Origin of the sequence: Gemmatimonas sp., from assembly GCF_041689975.1 — a bacterium.
Lineage (GTDB): Bacteria > Gemmatimonadota > Gemmatimonadetes > Gemmatimonadales > Gemmatimonadaceae > Gemmatimonas.
On sequence record NZ_JBDNFF010000043.1, the window covers coordinates 1 to 17,805 of the forward strand.

The 17,805-nt window shown below is 61.2% G+C and carries 16 protein-coding genes and 1 pseudogene; 16 read left to right on the forward strand and 1 reads right to left on the reverse strand.

The annotated features are described in order from the left end of the window. From ACESNG_RS03220 to ACESNG_RS03240, 5 genes are all read left to right on the forward strand, one after another. Positions 1-783, forward strand: a 783-nt coding sequence (locus tag ACESNG_RS03220; RefSeq protein ID WP_373067775.1) for an ABC transporter permease, incomplete at its 5' end; no start/stop codon positions are given. Further along, entirely contained in the window at positions 776-2,698 is a 1,923-nt protein-coding gene (locus ACESNG_RS03225) for a dipeptide/oligopeptide/nickel ABC transporter permease/ATP-binding protein (protein ID WP_373067777.1), read from the forward strand. The genes ACESNG_RS03220 and ACESNG_RS03225, both read left to right, overlap by 8 nt. Then, positions 2,691-3,719 (forward strand): oligopeptide/dipeptide ABC transporter ATP-binding protein, encoded by a 1,029-nt coding sequence (locus ACESNG_RS03230; RefSeq protein WP_373067779.1) that lies wholly within the window; start codon positions 2,691-2,693, stop codon positions 3,717-3,719. The genes ACESNG_RS03225 and ACESNG_RS03230 overlap by 8 nt, the downstream gene beginning before the upstream one ends. Before the next feature lie 56 nt (positions 3,720-3,775). Next, on the forward strand, positions 3,776-5,512 hold the full coding sequence (locus tag ACESNG_RS03235) for an ABC transporter substrate-binding protein (RefSeq protein ID WP_373067781.1): 1,737 nt from the start codon (positions 3,776-3,778) through the stop codon (positions 5,510-5,512). A gap of 109 nt (positions 5,513-5,621) precedes the next feature. Beyond that, complete coding sequence (locus ACESNG_RS03240) at positions 5,622-6,146, forward strand: nuclear transport factor 2 family protein (protein ID WP_373067784.1); 525 nt, start codon at positions 5,622-5,624, stop codon at positions 6,144-6,146. On the opposite strand, the gene ACESNG_RS03245 is transcribed toward ACESNG_RS03240, so the two are convergent. Beyond that, positions 6,124-6,279, reverse strand: coding sequence for a hypothetical protein (locus ACESNG_RS03245; RefSeq protein ID WP_373067786.1), 156 nt, complete (start codon positions 6,277-6,279; stop codon positions 6,124-6,126). The two genes, ACESNG_RS03240 and ACESNG_RS03245, sit on opposite strands and share 23 nt — an antisense overlap. Positions 6,280-6,288: 9 nt before the next feature. Between ACESNG_RS03245 and ACESNG_RS03250 the strand changes: the two genes are divergently transcribed. From ACESNG_RS03250 to ACESNG_RS03300, 11 genes and pseudogenes are all read left to right on the forward strand, one after another. After that, positions 6,289-7,725: an amidase family protein gene (locus ACESNG_RS03250; RefSeq protein WP_373067789.1), complete on the forward strand. Its 1,437-nt coding sequence runs from the start codon at positions 6,289-6,291 to the stop codon at positions 7,723-7,725. A gap of 48 nt (positions 7,726-7,773) precedes the next feature. After that, entirely contained in the window at positions 7,774-8,886 is a 1,113-nt protein-coding gene (locus ACESNG_RS03255) for an acetamidase/formamidase family protein (protein ID WP_373067791.1), read from the forward strand. Then, on the forward strand, positions 8,883-9,917 hold the full coding sequence (locus ACESNG_RS03260) for an aldo/keto reductase (RefSeq protein WP_373067793.1): 1,035 nt from the start codon (positions 8,883-8,885) through the stop codon (positions 9,915-9,917). The genes ACESNG_RS03255 and ACESNG_RS03260 overlap by 4 nt, the downstream gene beginning before the upstream one ends. Positions 9,918-9,938: 21 nt before the next feature. Then, on the forward strand, positions 9,939-10,973 hold the full coding sequence (locus ACESNG_RS03265) for a TIGR03619 family F420-dependent LLM class oxidoreductase (RefSeq protein ID WP_373067796.1): 1,035 nt from the start codon (positions 9,939-9,941) through the stop codon (positions 10,971-10,973). 44 nt (positions 10,974-11,017) lie between these two features. Next, positions 11,018-12,265, forward strand: a complete 1,248-nt coding sequence (locus tag ACESNG_RS03270; RefSeq protein ID WP_373067798.1) for an acyl-CoA dehydrogenase family protein — start codon at positions 11,018-11,020, stop codon at positions 12,263-12,265. A 12-nt stretch (positions 12,266-12,277) separates the two neighbouring features. Continuing rightward, positions 12,278-13,045: an enoyl-CoA hydratase/isomerase family protein gene (locus ACESNG_RS03275; protein WP_373067801.1), complete on the forward strand. Its 768-nt coding sequence runs from the start codon at positions 12,278-12,280 to the stop codon at positions 13,043-13,045. A gap of 44 nt (positions 13,046-13,089) precedes the next feature. After that, positions 13,090-13,803, forward strand: coding sequence for an SDR family NAD(P)-dependent oxidoreductase (locus ACESNG_RS03280; RefSeq protein WP_373067803.1), 714 nt, complete (start codon positions 13,090-13,092; stop codon positions 13,801-13,803). Then, positions 13,800-14,402 carry a TetR/AcrR family transcriptional regulator gene (locus tag ACESNG_RS03285; RefSeq protein WP_373067806.1) on the forward strand — a complete coding sequence of 201 codons (603 nt, stop codon included), beginning with the start codon at positions 13,800-13,802 and terminating at the stop codon, positions 14,400-14,402. Before ACESNG_RS03280 ends, ACESNG_RS03285 begins: the two co-directional genes overlap by 4 nt. Before the next feature lie 55 nt (positions 14,403-14,457). Continuing rightward, positions 14,458-15,533 (forward strand): annotated as a pseudogene (locus tag ACESNG_RS03290) (acyl-CoA synthetase); the annotation flags it as partial. Between the two features lie 45 nt (positions 15,534-15,578). Beyond that, positions 15,579-16,031, forward strand: a complete 453-nt coding sequence (locus ACESNG_RS03295; RefSeq protein WP_373067810.1) for an AMP-binding enzyme — start codon at positions 15,579-15,581, stop codon at positions 16,029-16,031. After that, positions 16,024-17,589 (forward strand): AMP-binding protein, encoded by a 1,566-nt coding sequence (locus tag ACESNG_RS03300; protein WP_373067808.1) that lies wholly within the window; start codon positions 16,024-16,026, stop codon positions 17,587-17,589. The genes ACESNG_RS03295 and ACESNG_RS03300 overlap by 8 nt, the downstream gene beginning before the upstream one ends. Positions 17,590-17,805: the final 216 nt, after the last annotated feature.

Sequence of the window (17,805 nt, forward strand, 5' to 3'; positions counted from 1 at the left end):
AACACGAAAATTCCCGAAATCACAGATTTCTTAGCGAAACAACCTGACAGCACACTAGTCGTCGTGATTGTCTTCATCCCCTTCGCTATAGCCACCTCGATACGTGGTGGCGGCCTCGTAGTGCGGGCACTAAAGAAGTTGGCCTACGGATACGGGATGGTCGCCGGTGCCTTGCCGGACTTCTGGCTCGGCTTACTCCTGATATATGTGTTCTTCACTCGACTTGGCTGGGCACCGGGACCGGCTGGGCGCGTAGCCATAGGTGAGTCCCCGCCGCCGAGGGTGACTGGCTTCTATACGGTTGACGGTCTGCTCGCTGGCGACGTGAGTACGGCCTGGTCTGCGTTCACCTATCTAATCCTTCCTGTCATCACGTTGGCCTTCGTGTACGGCGCGCCCATCTTCAAGATGACGCAATCGAAGATGGCCGAGGCTCTGCGGTCCGACTACAGCTATTACGCCGAGGCGCTCGGTCTACCGCGCTGGCGGATCCTGCTAGGAGCGTTCCGTAACGCTGCGCCCTCGGTGATCGTGATCTCGGGAGTGATCTCGGGATATCTGCTCGGCGGGGCCGTGCTGATCGAGACCGTGTTCAACCTTAACGGAGTCGGCCAATACGCGGTTCAGTCGGTTACTTCCTCTGACTATGCGCCAATCCAGGCTTTCGTGCTGGTAGCGGCGGTGTTCACCATGCTCGTCTACCTGGCAGTCGACCTCGTTTACTTCATATCAGACCCGCGGGTAGCGGCAGGCAAATCGGTGCTGGAGGTGGCAAATGCTTGATGCGGATCAGATCCCCAGTGGTGAGGATGGTGCGATAGAGATCAGCAATCGAACGCCGTTACTGCTGCGCCTATGGGGTCTGCTGTCGGGTTTCGAGCGAATAATCACGGTCTCAATGTTTGTGATCCTGACGCTCACTGTCATCGGACCTTGGATCGCGCCAAAGCCCACCGAAAAGGCCAATCCGAGATGGAGACTGTTGCACCCGAGTTGGGAGCACTATTTCGGCACCGATGCCAACGGCATGGACATCTTCTCACGAGTGCTCGCCTCATTCCGCGTCGATGTGGCCATCGCCGTCATCGCCACATCGATCTCCGTTATCCTCGGCTCGCTCATCGGGGTACTGATCGCGCAACTCGAAGGCACACGTTCGAACGGTCGGGGGTCCCGGGGCCTCGCCGAAGCGGCATTGCGCATCCTCGACGTCATCCAAGCCTTCCCAGTGTTCATCTTCGCCATGGTGCTCGTGGCCACACGAGGAACGAGTTCCGTCAACATTGTGGCGGCCATCGCCTTCGTGAACCTCCCGGTGTTCATCCGGTTGGTGCGGTCGGAGGTCCTAACCCTCCAAAGTCGTCCGTACGCAGAGGCGGCCCAGGCGATAGGAAACTCCAACTTCCGGATCGGCTATCGACACCTTCTGCCGAATGCGGTGCCCGCAGTCATCGTCCAGATCTCGGTCACGATCGGATTCGCGATTTTGTTGACGGCTGGACTGAGTTTCGTCGGTGCCGGCGTAAGTCCTCCGACCCCCGAGTTGGGGGCGATGATCGCAGGCGGTTCGCGGTTCCTTGTCACCGGGCAGTGGTGGCCTGCGGTGTTCCCAGGGATCTTCCTCGCCATCACCGTGTTCACCTTTGCCATCTTCGGCGAGACGATAGGTCGACTGATCACCGGTGGCTTCGCGGCGGGGAGGGTCACTGGTGGCGGTATGGCTTCGCTCGATCCGCAGTCCTCACCGGCGACAGGTGGTGTCACCGCAGTCACAAACACCCCCAACGCTCCAGTCGCTGCACTCTCGGTTCCGAATCACGCACTCGAGTTGCGTGAAGACCACCACCATCCAGACCGACAAGTGCGAGAGCATCCGAAGATCTCGGACATGACGCTCTTGAGGGTCGCCAACCTGACAGTCCAGTTCGACAGCGCGGAACCCGACTCCTTGGCATTGGACAGGGTCTCGCTGGTGATCAACCCAGGAGACCGGGTCGGAATCGTCGGAGAGACCGGATCCGGCAAGTCGGTCCTCGTCCGATCAATCCTGCAGATCCTCCCGGAGAACGCACAGGTGGTGTCCGGTGACATCTCGGTGATGGGATCGTCCTTGAGCGACATGGCACCGAAAGATCTGCGAACCCTCCGAGGCAAAACCATGGCCGCGATTCTGCCGAATCCGAAGGCCCAGCTCAATCCGCTGGTCCGGATCGGCAGCATCATGGCGACGACGTTGCGCCTCCACGAGAAAGGCTTAAACAAAGAGGCCGTGCAGTCACGGTGTCGTGCGGCGCTCGAACAGGTCGGGATCTCCGATCCAGAGCGACGGCTCCGGCAGTATCCACACGAGTTGAGCGGGGGCATGGCACAGCGCGTGTGCATCGCCCTCGCCCTGCTCCACTCACCGAAGCTACTAATCGCAGACGAGCCGACCTCCGGCCTTGACGTGACGGTCCAACGTCAGGTGCTCGACCTGCTTGCGGAGTTGTCCGATGTTCAAGGTGCAGCACAGCTCATCGTTACGAGGGATCTGGCGATCGTGGCGCACTACTGCACATGGATGGGAGTGATGCACCAGGGCAGGCTCGTCGAGTTCGGAAGGACGCTCGAGATCTTCGACGACCCGAGTCACGCCCACACGCGGGAACTCCTCGCAGCTGTCCAAGCCGACGTCGCGAGGGGAGTACACAATGTCTGAGCTGCTGCGGGTCACCGACCTCACCAAGCGCTTTCCGATCTCGAAGGACGCCTTTGTCGGGGCGGTAAACGGGATCTCGTTCGAGCTGGGTGCGGGAGAAACCCTCGGGCTGGTCGGCGAGAGCGGCTCGGGAAAGACCACGACTGGGCGGTGCATCCTTCGGATCATCGAACCCACCTCCGGTTCGATCATCTTCGACGGCGTTGACATCACCACCCAGGGCGATGAGGCACTCCGCAGGATGCGTTCGAAGATGCAGTTGGTCTTCCAGGAGCCGCTCGCCTCGCTGAATCCTCGACGCACCGTGTCGGCCACCCTTGAGGAGCCCTTAGTGCTTGAGGGCGAGTTGTCGAAGCGCGAGCGCCGGGAGCGGGTGCTTGAAACACTCAAGTTGGTCGGGCTGGACTCGACGAGCCTGGGTCTCTACCCGGCACAACTTACGAGCAGCGAGGCCCAACGGATCGGGGTTGGTCGCGCCTTAGTGACCCGACCCAAGCTTGTCGTCCTCGACGAGCCGACCTCGGCGCTGGACTCGACGGTCCGCGCTGCACTCCTCGATGTCCTCCAAGGGATCCAGGCGGAGTTGGGGACCTCGTTCCTGTTCATCTCGCACGACCTGACAGCGGTCCGGCGAATCAGCCACCGAGTCGCAATCATGTATCTCGGTCGGCTCGTGGAGATCGCCCCAACCGAGGAGTTGTTCGCCCAACAGTCGCATCCGTATAGCCGTGCGCTTCTGAGCGCAGTGCTCCCGGTCGATCCCCGCGCTCCATTGGATCCGTTCGTCGTCGAAGGAGAGATCCCGAGCGCGGTGAACCCGAAAGATGAATGCCCGTTTTATAGCCGTTGTCCGCTCCGAACCGAAGAGTGCCTTGAACATTTCCCGGGCTATGTGGATGTCGGCGAGAACCATCGAACCGCCTGCATCCATTCGTCCGATCTTGCATCGAAATCCAACACTGAACTCGCTGCTGGCCGGGCGAACCGGTCCGCGGGTCTGGGGGTTCTAGGGGGAGCTTGAGACCGCGCGCCAATCCACCAAGTAGCGAAACAAATTTCACTCTGAAAGGAAATCTAATGACATATCGTAGATTCGGGTTACGGCTTACCGCCGGACTCATCACCTCAACGCTGCTGATCGCAGCGTGCGGCAGTGGCGACGACACATCATCCGACGACGGTGTGACTGGCACCGACGGTGTAACTGGCACCGACGCCGCCGGTGGTGGTGATACCGGAGCTGAGGCGGGTGACGACTCCGGCGGCAGCGACACCGTTGTCATTGCCATCCCTGGAACGCCACAGGGCATTGACGTCGACCTCCAGGCTGGACCTCAAACGTGGACGATCGGCGGTCAAATCTGGGAACTCGGCGCTGAATGGGTGCGGGCTGACTATCCGTTTGACGCGACTATCGCCGATCCGACAGCAATTCCCGGCTTCACTTATCCGGCCTTCGGCGAAGCAGCTGGCGGTCCCGAGTACGAAGGCAACCTGATTGAGGACTGCCAGCTGTCGGACGACGGCCTGGAGGCGACTTACACCCTGCGACAGGGTGTCATCTCGCCCTATGGGAATGAGTTCACCGCCGATGACGTGCTCTACAAGGCTGAACGAGCACTCGCCCTCGGCGCGATCGGTGCGTTCATTCACACTGCTGCGAATGCGGCCGACCTCTCGAAATGGGAGAAGGTCGACGACTACACCGTGCGAATCACGGGGGATACGCCAATGCCGATCATCTGCAGCGTGAACGCCAACATGTACTGGTACTGGCTCGACTCGACCGAGGTGCAGAAGCACGCCACGGACGACGACCCCTGGGCCACCGAATGGGTTGGGTTCAACGGTGGGTCTTTCGGTCCGTACAAGGTGACCAGCTGGAACGCTGGCTCGGAGGTGGTGCTCGAGGCGAATCCGAATTACTGGCGCGGTGAGCCGTCGATCAAGAACATCATCTTCCAAGTCGTGCCAGAGTCGTCCAACCGTCTGGCGTTGCTTCAGAGCGGTGACGTGGACATGGCCGAGGGCCTATCGCCCGAGGAGATCGCCTCACTCGAGGGCTCTGAGACTGCGGTGGGTGGCGCCGTGCGAAGCAATCTGTCGATCTACGCCGTGATGAACAACGCCAAGGCTCCCTTCGACGACGTGAACGTACGTCGTGCGGTGAACACGGCAATCCCACGCGACGACATCGTCGAGTTCTCGTACCAAAGCATGGCAAACAACTGGCAGGGTGTCATCCCGAGTGTCTATCCAGGCTTCGTCGACCACGACGAGTACACCTACGACATCGACAAGGCCAAGGGTTACCTCGCTGACAGCGCATACCCCGATGGGTTCGACGTGGAGCTGGCGTTCAACTCCGGCGACCCGGTGCAGGAGAATCTCTCGATCTTGATGCAGACGTCGCTGGCTGAATTGGGCATCAACGTGACGCTAAAGAGCCAGCCGCCTGGTCCGCACTCGGATTTTGTCCAGTCAAGGGAAGCCGACTTCGCCCTCTGGCTGGACTTCCCGATTGAGCCAGACCCCAACTACGGCCTGACCCTTCTGTACGAGACAGAACAGGCGGTGAACTACCAGAACTACTCGAACGCCACGGTCGACGAGTTGCTCAAAGAAGGCCGCGGAATCGTTGACCTCGATGAGCGCTTGGCCTTCCATGAGGAGGTTCAGAGGATCGTCCATGCCGATGCACCAAACGCATGGATCACCGAGCCGTACTACCTGATTGGTATCAGCACCGATCTCGAGGGGTGGGGCTGGTACACGACCCAGTACTACCGAGTCTCTGAGATGACACGCAGCTGAACAAGTGTCGGGGATGGGGGAGGGACCGCCCTCCCCCATCCCTGACCCCAATACCTCCTGCAATGCATCCAGAAAACGAAATCACACAACTAAATGCAAAGGAACTGACATGATCAGCAACTCACTCTTCCTTGGTGCGCAGCCAGGTCTCTCCGTCGAAGAGCGTCTCGGCCGCCTCGAGGATCTCGAATCCATTCGAAACTTGAAGAGCGCCTACGCCTTTTATTGCGACGACAACTACGACGCCGAGGGCTTCCGCAAGCTATTTGTCGAGAACTCCGCATGGGAGAGCAATGCCTTCGGGGAATACCACGGCATCGATGAGATCGCGAAGTTTATCCGTGAGTTGCCTTCGCAAATCCATTGGGCGCTGCACTACATGGTCAACCCAATCATCAACCTCAACGAAGACCGTACCAAGGCATCGGGCCGATGGATCCTGATCGAATTCGCCACGATGGCCGCCGTCGAGTCGTCGATGAGTTCAGATCCGGAAGCGGTGATCATTTCGTGCGCCTACCACGACGATTTCGTCAAGACTGCTGACGGCTGGCGCTTCGAGCGCGTCCGTGCCCAGTTCCACAATGTGTCGGCGTGGGAGCAGGGCTGGGTCAAGCAGCAATACCGCGAATGACCACAAAAATACAAACATCGAAAGGAATCCCATGCTGCGCCGCATAAGACCCGATGAGGTTCGAATCCTCGGTGGTGTGTTCGGAATCAAGCTCGACGACGATGATGCCGTTGCCTTCGCCGCGCTCGCTCATGAGTTGTTGTTGACGCTGGACGAACTTGGATATGGGCCCGACGAGCCTCCAGATCCGCTCGAGTGCACCCGCCGCAACCTCGGACGTCCGGTTCCAGAGGCCGATCCATACAACGCCATCGTGCGGCGATGCGAGGTGACCGCCGGCGGGGACGGCCTACTCGCTGGGAAGCGCATCGCCCTGAAGGACACTATCGCGGTGGCAGGGATCCCTTTGACCGCAGGCTCGCCGGTGCTAGAGGGTTTCGTTCCGAAGGAGGACAGCCTTGTCGTCCGACGGATGCTCGAGGCCGGTGCCGAGATCGTGGCGATCACGAACACCGACTGCCTGGCGCTGTCGGGTGGTGGCGACACGAGCTTCTATGGACCGATACTGAACCCGTTCGATGTGACTCGCACCACCGGAGGTTCGTCGGGCGGTTCGGCAGCATCGCTGCATTACGGTTGGATCGATATGGCGCTCGGCGGGGATCAGGGTGGCTCGATTCGGGTTCCTGCGTCTTGGTGCGGTGTTCTGGGGCTGAAGCCCACACACTCGCTCGTGCCATATACCGGAATCATTGGCCTCGACCCAAGCATTGATCACGTTGGCCCGATGGGTCGTACGGCACGCGATGTGGCGGTCTTGCTCGACGTCATCGGTGGGAAGGATCCATCGGATCCGCGTCAGTATGAGGTGCCCACGGAGAACTATCTGGCCCGGGTCGATGGTGCCTCGGACTCGCTTGACGGCATGACGCTCGGTGTGCTCGTCGAGGGCCTCGACCCGGCACTCGGCGTCGATCCGACGGTCGAACAAGCGTTTCGTGAGTCAGTGGCGAAGCTCGCGTCGATGGGCGCCCGGATCGTCGACGTGAGTGCTCCCGGGCATCTCCAGGCAGGGGCGATTGGATTCGCGACATTCCTTGAGGGGATGGCAGCGACTGCCTCGAGCGGTGGTAGCGGCTATGGCTGGAAGGGTCGATACTGGCCCGAATTCGCTGCGGCGCTCCATCAGGGCCTCGCGACCCGCGCCGATCAGCTATCGCCCCAGTCGAAGATCATGCTGATCCTGGGCTTGTACCTCCAACGTCAGTACGGCGGTGCGATCTACTCCCAGGCACAGAACCTCCGGCCGGGCCTGACAGCCAGTTATGACGACGCACTCTCAGGATGCGACGCGTTCCTGATGCCGACCACGCCTGGGCTTCCTCATGAGACTGATGCAGGGTTGTCGATGATCGAGTTCGTGCTCCGTGGTTGGGGCGTCCTCGCCAACACGTCGCCGACCGACCTGACGGGCCACCCAGCGATCTCGTTGCCGATGGCGGGAGTCGATGGGATCCCAGTCGGAATCATGGCCACAGCCAAACGGTTCGACGATGGACTGCTGCTGCAGCTTGCGTCGAGTATCGAGCAACGTCACGGCTGGTTCCAAGGTGAACTCGACACGTCGGGCACCCCGTGACCCTCGGCTGGTCGATCTCGTGAAGTTGGAACGAAGGGGGATGGATCGATGGCTGTCGTGACGCTCGACGCCGATACCGATCTCCCCCTCGGGGACGCACCGACGACAGGTCACAACCGCTGGCACTGGGACATCGAACCCGTCGTGCGCTGCGCATCGGGCGATGTGCTGGTAGTGGCGACGCGCGACGCGCTCGATGGCCAGCTCGGTCGGTCCTCGTCGTCGGACGACATCTTGTCGATCGACACCGGTCGCATCCATCCGTTGGTAGGTCCGATCTGGATCGAAGGCGCTCAGCCGGGTGACCTGCTCGAGATTGAAGTCATCGAGGTGATCGCACCCGACTACGGGTTCACTTCGCAGCGGCCTGGTCTCGGATTGCTCGACGGGGAACTCGACGAACCGTTCCTGGTGCACTGGGACTTGGCCGACGGCTGGGCGCGATCCGCGCAACTCCAGGGAGTCAGGATCGCCGGTGATCCGTTCCTCGGAATCATGGGCGTGGCACCCTCGGAATCGATGATCACTGAGGTGCTCCTCCAGGAGGCAGACGCTGCTCATTCGCCCACTGAACCCCGTTCGGCCATCCCGTCGACCGCAAGAGTTTGCTCGGAGGGTCTGCGCACGGGTCCACCGCGACGACACGGAGGCAACATAGATCTGAAGCAGCTGGGCGCGGGCGCCAGAGCATATCTCCCAGTGCTGGAGCCGGGCGCACTGCTGTCGTTGGGTGATGCGCATTTCGCGCAGGGGGACGGTGAAGTGTGTGGGACGGCGATCGAGATGAGATCGGTGGCCCGACTCAGGGTGCGGCTCCATTCGTCGGCAGCCGATCCGGTCGCGACGCTCCCGTTCTTTGAGCACACTCCTCGACCGGTCGTGATGCCGAGCGCGGTGCTCACCACCCTCGGCTATCCGCCGAGCGACGACCCTGATCGCCTGCGCGGTGCCGCCGCATCGGCCGTCCGGCAACTTTCGCTCCGGATCGTCGAGGCGTACGGATACTCGTTCCCAGCTGCCTATGCGCTGTGCAGTGTGGCCGCCGACCTGCGGGTGCCGCAGGTGGTGAATGAACCAAACATTTCGGTGACCGCGTCGATAGCGCTTGACGTCTTCGACGATGGTGGCGAGCGGATGCGCTTGAGGGGGTCCACCCCATGAGCGCCGCGCCCGACATTGAGTACCGACCGCTCGGTTCGACCGGTCTCGACGTGTCCGTGCTCGGGTTCGGGTCATGGGCGGCCGGCGGGGACAAATACGTGTTCGGCCTTGGCATGCAGTCTGATGCTGACACTGTCGAGGCCATCTGCACAGCGGTTTCCCACGGAGTGAACTGGATCGACACCGCTGCCGTCTATGGGTTCGGTCATTCCGAACTCATCATTGGGCGGGCGATTTCATCGATCCCCCCCAGGGACCGACCGCTGATCATTACGAAGTGCGGTTTGGTGGCTGTGTCCGACGACTCCACAGCGATGCCCGAGCGCAGTCTGCGGCCAGACTCGATCCGCGACGAGTGCTTGGCATCCTTGGACCGGTTGGGGGTCGACCATATCGACGTCTACCTGTTCCATTGGCCCGATATGGCCGGTACGGCGCTGTCCGATTCATGGGAGGCGATGCAGAGCCTCGTGAGCGAGGGGTTGGTGCGCTTCGCTGGACTCTCGAACTTCTCTGTCGAACAGATGGACGAATGCGAGCGCATAGCCACGGTGTCGGTCGTCTCGCCGCCCCTGTCTTTGATCCGACGTTCGTCTTTGCGCGACATCATCCCGTGGTGCGCTGAGCGCAAGCGAGCAGTGATCACCTACAGCCCGCTTCAGTCGGGGCTCTTGACCGGCTATCTCACGCGTGAACGAGCGGCGCTCATGCTCCAGGACTGGCGCCGCGAATCTCCTGAGGTCCACGAGCCATTGCTCTCCGCTCTGCTCGACGCCCAACCCGCTCTGGTCGAGGTCGCTGCGAGGTACGGCGTGTTCCCCGGCGTCGCGGCAATCGGGTGGGTTATGGCCCAGCCCGGCGTCAGCGGCGTGATCGTCGGAGCTCGCACCGGTCAGCACGCCGAGCAGTGGCTCTCGGCTGGTCGGATCACCCTCACTCAAACAGACCTCACCCTTCTGGAGGCGGCCACTGCCGCCTTCGCCGACTTCGATCCGGTGGATCCCGTCAAGGCCCACCGGTCGAACGACTGACCGACAACAAGGAGCAAAGCAATGGAACTCGGACTCTTCCTCAATACCCACGGGGTCACCAATCGTGACGAGACCGATTGGTGGCATCAGGAGATGGATGCCTCGGAAATGAAGCCCGTGCAATCGGCCCAGTTGGCCGAGCGACTCGGGTTCCACTCCGTGTGGATGGGCGACCACGTTTCGGTGCCCGAGGAGTCGCCGGGGTCGGTGTCACCCATCGGCGGGCCACTCCGGCGTCACTACCCCCGGAAGCCGAACATCCTCGACGGAGCGGTCGTGATGGGGGCGATCGCTTCCAACACCAGCCGCATCAAGATGGGATCGAGCGTGCTCATCGCCCCGTACCGTCATCCACTCCACGATGCTCGTCAGTACGGCACGATCGACTACCTCTCCGACGGTCGGCTCATCTTCGGCGTTGGTGCAGGCTGGATGAAGGAGGAGTTTGAGGCTTTGGGACACACGTATCACGGTGTCCGTGGTCGAGTCCTAGAGGAGTGTCTCCAGATCTACGACCTGGCGTGGCGCGACGGCGTCGTCACTTTTCACGGCGAGTTCTTCGACTTCGAGGACATGGGGATCTTCCCGTTGCCGGCCAGCAGGCCGCGCCCGCCGATTGTCGTTGGCGCCACCGCCAAGAGCACCGCTCGCATGATCGGACGTCGGGCCGACGGCTTCATGCCGTTGCTCACGCGCGCCACCTGCCAGCCCACTGATCTCGACGACATGCGTGACGAGATCCGAGGTGAGATGGACCGGATCGGTCGTCCTCATTCCGAGGTGGTCATGACCGGACTGACGTCGTTCCGGGTGACATCGGCAGACGACGAGGAGTCAAAGCGTTCACCTCGGTGGAATTTCGGGGGGGCCCCCGACCAGATCCTCGAGGATCTGGCCAAGTACGCCGACCATGGATACGCCATGCTCATCATGGCGCCCATCTGCCCGTCGCGCAGCTATGCCGAGTTTGAGGAACAGGTTGAGTGGTTCGGCCGCGAGGTGCTCCCCGAGGCCAAAAAGCTCGCTGTCACCGGCGACTGGGGCACCGAACTCTGACAACCGACCCACCCCTCCTACTTCCTGCAGAGAGACGACAATTCATGGAATTCACGTTCTCCGATAAGTGCATCCAGTTCCGACAACGTCTGCTCGACTTCATGGCCGAATGGATCTACCCCAATGAGTCCGCACACGCCGCACAGGTTGAGGCCTCGGGAGATCCCTTCTTCCACGCTCCAATCATGGAAACGCTGAAGGCCGAGGCCCGCCGGCGAGGTCTGTGGAATCTGTTCCAGCCTCATTCGGGATGGTGGGGGGAGGGTTTCAGCAACGTCGACTATGCCCCGCTGGCAGAGATCATGGGGCGCAGCCCCATTGGCCCCGAGGCCTTCAACTGTTCGGCTCCCGACACCGGCAACATGGAGGTGTTGACGATGTTCGGGACAATCGAGCAGCAGGAGACGTGGCTCCGCCCACTACTTGAAGGGGAGATCCGCTCCGCCTACGGGATGACCGAACCTGATGTGGCCTCCTCGGATGCCACGAACGTGGCGCTGCGGATCGAACGCGACGGTGATCACTACGTCCTGAACGGCCGCAAGTGGTGGACCACGAACGCGTTTCACAAAAACCTTCGGATAATGATCGTCATGGGCAAGACCGATGACGATGCGGCGCCGCATCGTCAGCAAAGCCAGATCCTGGTGCCCGCCGATTCCCCAGGTTTAACGTTCGAACGAAACCTCAGAGTATTCGGCTACACCGACAACGAAGGTCACGGTGTGGTGAACTTCGACCAGGTGAGGGTGCCTATTGGCAACCTGATCGCGGGAGAAGGCGACGGATTCATGATCAGTCAGGCGAGGCTGGGGCCGGGTCGAATCCATCACTGCATGCGAATGATCGGAGCGGCCGAGCGAGCGCTCGAGTTGATGTGCGAGCGCGCGCTAGCTCGAACAACATTCGGGCGGCCTCTAGCCGCCCGATCAAACATTCAGGACTGGATCGCGGAGAGCCGAGTCGAACTTGAGATGGTCCGTTTACTCACGCTCAAGACTGCTTGGCTAATGGACACCGTTGGCAGCAAGGGCGCTCGGACCGAGATTGCCGCAATCAAGGTGGCCGCTCCGAACGTCGCGCTCAAGATCATCGATCGGGCCATCCAAGTGCACGGTGGCGGCGGCGTCAGTCAGGATTTTCCGCTCGCCTACATGTACGCATCGATCCGCGGTCTGCGTCTCGCCGACGGACCTGACGAGGTGCACAAGATGACCATCGCACGAGCCGAGTTACGCAAGTTCGATCCCACATTTTCGCCCAACGGCGCAACGCCAGGAGGCGGGTCATGATGGGTTTCTGCCATGTCTGACCTGGTCCACGTCGAACGCAACAAGAGCAGCGTAATCGTTACGTTGCACCGTCCGGCGGCGTTAAACGCGTTGACCGTCCAGATGCTCGATGATCTCGCCCATGTGCTCCACGGCTTGGCTAGCGATAACTCGGTCAGGGTAGTGGTCCTGACCGGGGCGGGCCGGGCGTTTTGCGCCGGAGTCGATTTGCAGGAGCTCCAACGTCGAACTCTGAGCGGTGGCCGGGTCGGTGATGACTTCGACGAGGCCGCAGCAAGCGTTACCTCGGTGCTCTCGACAATGCCGCACCCGACCATCGGCGCGGTAAATGGAGCGTGCTTCACAGGCGGACTTGAACTCGCGTTGGCCTGTGATGTCATGATTGCAGCGAATGAGGCCTCCATCGGCGATACTCATGCAAAATGGGGCCTCAGACCGACCTGGGGGATGACCCAGCGCCTCGGGCGGGCCGCAGGGCCTGGCAGGGCGCGTCTGCTGTCATTCACTGGGCGGACGTTCACCGGACGCGACGCCGCGGCCTTCGGGATCGCGGCGGAAAGTGTTCCGGTAGCTGAGCTACGTAGCCACGTTCTTGCTCTCGCCGAGGAAATTGCGGGCAACAGTTCCGACGCAATATCTGCCTACAAGGATCTATATGCCGCGTCCGACAACTCGTTCCTCGGGCAGGGCCTGGAAACTGAGCGGGCGAGGAACTACGAGATCGCTGACACTCAGGATCGGCTCGAACGGTTTACATCTCGGCGGGTGGCCGACCCGTGAATGAATCGCATGGTTCCAACATCGTACTTCCGAGCCGAGTCCTCGTGACCGGCGGCTCCCGAGGTATCGGGAGGGCCTCAGTGATCGAGTGCGCGCGGCGCGGCGCGGACGTGGTGCTGACGTATCGGTCAGACAGGGAGATGGCCGAACAAACGGCAAAGGAAGCCGAGGAGTTTGGCGTGAAGGTCGAGATCCGGCAGCTCGACCTCAGTGATACGGAATCGTTGATGGCGTTTTCGAAATCGGTCGACAATGGACCACAGATCGACGCCGTTGTGCTCAACGCCGGGGTTTGGGCCGGCGGTCGGGTCGGCACCATCGACGATGACACTTGGTGGGAGGTAGTCGAGACCAACCTTCGAGGCACCTACCGGATCACCAAACTGCTGCTCGGGATGCTCCGGCGATCTGAGGTACCCAGCATCACGATGGTGTCGTCGGTGGTCGGCATCATCGGGTTCCCGGGGGACACCGCATACTCCTCGGCGAAGGGGGGAATCATCAGTTTCGCCAAGTCACTGGCCAAAGAGGTCGTCCGTGATGGCATCCGGGTCAACGTGATCGCTCCAGGACATGTTGCGACGGACTTGACGGCCGGACTGCCGGAGCGTGGACGGAACCGCGTGATGGGAGAGATCCCAATGGCGCGTTCAGCAACGGCAGAGGAGATAGCGAAGGGCATAGCCTTCCTGGTCTTTGACGGTACCTACATGACGGGATCAACCCTGACAATGGATGGCGGCTGGAGTTTGGGATGAACAAGGACCGAATTAACGATATTGTGACCATGTCGGCCTTTCTTTTTGATGAGCATGGTTATCACCAGACGACCATGGAGGATATCGCTCGTGCCGTGAACTTGAGGAAGCCATCTTTGTACCATTACGTACGCAGCAAGGAGGAAATCCTCTCGCTAATCCATGAGGAGTTCGTCGAACTGCTCTTCAGTAAGCAGCGCGATCGCGAAGAAAATAACTCTCCGTACGATGAAATGTTACATGAAACAACCCGTGACCTCATTCGACTGATGGGCTCACACCGCAGCCACGTCCGCGTCTTCTTTGAGCACTACCGCGAGCTGCCACCGCAGTACCGCGAGAAGATCGAACCTAAGCGCGCCGACTACTTCCGATTGATCGTTGGGTACATCCAGTCCGGGATTGACGCCGGCCAGTACAAGGTGCCGAGCGCAGAGCTAGCAGGGCTGGCGATGTTTGGAATGTGCAACTGGGCCTACACATGGTTCCGCCCGGATGGACAGTTCACCGATGTCGAGGTGGCTGATTGCTTCTGGGCATGGCTGGACGCCGGATTCGTCGCAGGCACATCGCTCCGAGCTGATGCGACGGCCGGTTAAGTCAAATACCGTTGAAAGGAAAGGATGCGATGAGTCAGCACCTCTGGAGGATGAAATGGTGACGCATTGGACGGACTGGGATGTTCCAGAGTTCTTCAATTTCGCCACTGATGTCGTCGACCACTGGGCCGATGATCCGTCCCTCGAGGCCGTGATCGTCGCTGACGCCACCGGTGCGGTCACCCGACGGACCTACGCCGACATCTCTAGGGAGTCGAAACGCCTCGCTGCGATGATGTCGGACGCATCGATCATCCCCGGGGATCGGATAATCGTCATGCTGCCGCGGTCAAGCGAGTGGATCGTCACGATGGTGGCATGCACCCGATTGGGTTGTGTGCCGATTCCGTGTATACGATGCTCACGGCCAGCGATCTGGCGTATCGAGTCGAGCACTCGGGTGCCCGAGCAGTGGTCACCACTGCGGCCAATGCGTCCAAGTTCGGTGGACTCGAAACGCTCGAAGTGAAAATAGCGGTGGGCGGGCCTATGGACGCATGGCTGGACTACCGCTCACTTGACGAGTTCTCTGTCGACGTCGCGGCTGCTCGAGTCCGATCGAGCGACCCTGCGATCCTCTACTACACCTCGGGTTCGACTGGTGGTCCGAAAGGAGTGCTGCACGCGGCGGCTGCGCTGTTCGTCTGGCGTGTCGCAGCCGAGCAATGGCTGTCGCTCAATCGTGGCGACGTCATCTGGTGCACGGCTGACACAGGATGGTCCAAGGCCGGCACCAGCATCCTGTTTGGCCCCTTCAGCCGCGGCGCAACGACAGTCATGTACGACGGCCCGTTCGAACCCGCTCGGCGGCTCCAGTTGATCGAGTCGCTCGGCGTTGACGTGTTCTGTGCCGCTGCCACCGAGCTGAGACGGCTAATCTTAGAGCCCGGTCCCTTTCGGTTCAGTCGGTTGCGATCGACAGTGTCGGCGGGTGAGTCCGTTAACCCCGAGGTGGTCGTCCGCTGGAAAGAGCTAACGGGTGTCGCCGTGCTTGACGGGTACGGCCAGACCGAGACGCTGATGACAGTCACGAACATCCCGGGACGACCCGTGAAGCCCGGTTCGATGGGACGAGCACTCCCGGGGACCAGGATCGCAGTTCTCGACGCAGCGAATGCGGTTCAGTTCAGGTCGGCGTCGGGGCAACTCTTGATCGCCGCGCCCAGTCCGCAGCTGATGCTCGGATACCACCTCGAGCCGGACCGCACCGCCACGTGCTACATCGAGATCGATGATGAGCGTTGGTTTCAGACCAGCGACAACGTCGAGATCGACGCGGAAGGCGATGTTTTCTACCTTGGCCGGAGTGATGACATCATCAACTCCTCGGGATATCGCATCGGGCCGCAGGAGGTCGAGAACGCTCTGATCTCGCATCCCGATGTGCTTGAGTGCGCTGTCGTAGGGCAGCCCGACCCTAAACGTGGTGAAGTCGTGGTTGCATTCGTGGTGTTGGTGCCCGGCACCGAGGCGTCAGGGGCCACCGCCGAGGCGTTGCAGCAGTACGTCAAGAAGGTGACCGCGCCTTACAAGTACCCGCGCCGTGTCGAGTTCGTTGACGAGCTGCCGAAGACCGTCAACGGAAAGCTTCGCCGCAACGAACTTCGCAAAGCTGTACTCGATGGGTGAGCTCCCGTTCGGTCCCGTTCCGCTCACGCCACTCCATTTCCTCGATCGCTCACGGGAGGTCTACGCCGACCGTCCGGCCTACGTCGACGAATACATCGCCTACACGTACTCGGACCTGGGGGATCGTTCCGACCGCCTGGCAGGTGCGCTTCGAGATCTCGGGGTCCAGCCAAAAGACCGGGTTTCAGTCTTGGCCCCGAACACCAACGTGGCACTCGAAGCCCATTACGGAGTGCCGGGTGCGGGAGCCGTGCTGAACATGCTGAACACCCGGCTCAGCGCCCGCGAACTCGAGTACATCCTGGATCACGCAGGATCGAAGGTTCTGATCGTTGATCGGGGCCTGCTCCAGCTGGCCCGGGACTCGGTAGGAACGTCGGGTATCGCAATCGTCGTGGCGGGCGGACCCGACAGCGACTATGAACGACACCTCGCCCGTGCAACTCCGTTCCGCCACCACCTCGACGACGAGTGGTCTCTGTTATCGCTGAACTACACAAGCGGTACCACGGGCCGACCCAAGGGCGTCATGTATGCTCATCGGGGCGCTTACCTTCAGAGCATCGCGATGCAGTCGCAACTGCTGCTCAGCACCGAGATGGTTTTTCTTTGGACGCTTCCGATGTTCCACTGCAACGGGTGGTGTTTCCCCTGGGCTGTCACCGCCGCCGGAGGGCTGCACGTCGGACTTCGAAAAGTGAATCCCGAGGAGATTTGGGCGTCCATCCGTACCCGTGGGGTGACGCACTTCAACGCGGCACCAACGGTACTGACCGACCTCCTGAACCACAGTGCAGCCGCCGACGGTCCAGTGGAGGCGGCAATAACGGTGGCTACCGGTGGGGCACCTCCGTCACCGACGCTCCTCGCCCGGCTGGCGCTACTCAACATTGACGTTGTGCACCTCTACGGACTGACCGAGACGTACGGTCCAGCGGCGATCTGTGAGTGGCGTACCGAGTGGAACGGGCTGTCGGCTGAGGCGCAATCCAAGCTCCGCGCCCGGCAGGGCGTCGGCAATCTCGTCAGCGAGAACGTCCGAATGGTTCGACCCGACGGGAGTGATGTCGAGCGGGACGGATCGACGGTCGGTGAGGTCGTGCTCCGCGGCGACAACGTCATGTTGGGCTACTACCTCGACGATGCGGCCACAGCGTCAGCCTCCATCGCTGGGTGGTTCCGGACGGGCGACCTGGGTGTGATGCATCCTGACGGCTATATCGAACTCCGAGATCGCGCCAAAGACGTCATCATCTCTGGCGGTGAGAACGTCGCCTCCATCGAGGTGGAGCAGGCGCTTGCGTCTCATCCAAGTGTTCTTGAATGCGCGGTTGTCGCCTCGCCTGATGAGCGGTGGGGTGAGGTGCCAGTGGCGTTCGTCACGCTTTTACCTGACGCCGAATGCTCGGAGGAGGAGCTGATCTTGTATGTCAAGGATCGGATCGCACGGTTCAAGGCACCCAAGCGGGTCGTGTTCGGTCCGCTCCCCAAGACCGCAACCGGAAAGATCCAGAAGTTCGTGCTTCGCGAAACCCTCTCCGCAACTGATGCCGACTGAACGGAGACTGTAGCCAGACGCACGGTCACGGCTGGGTACGTCGTCAGCGCTAGGTGAATTGACCCTTCAGCTCCACGATTACGACCAGTCGACTACCAGATCCACACGAAAGGCTGAATATGACACCGCGAGTACCTACTGACCCGGCACTAATCGGGGCCGCCTACCGTCTCGCCAACCTTGAGACAACCGACGCCAGGGCAATCGAGATGTGCC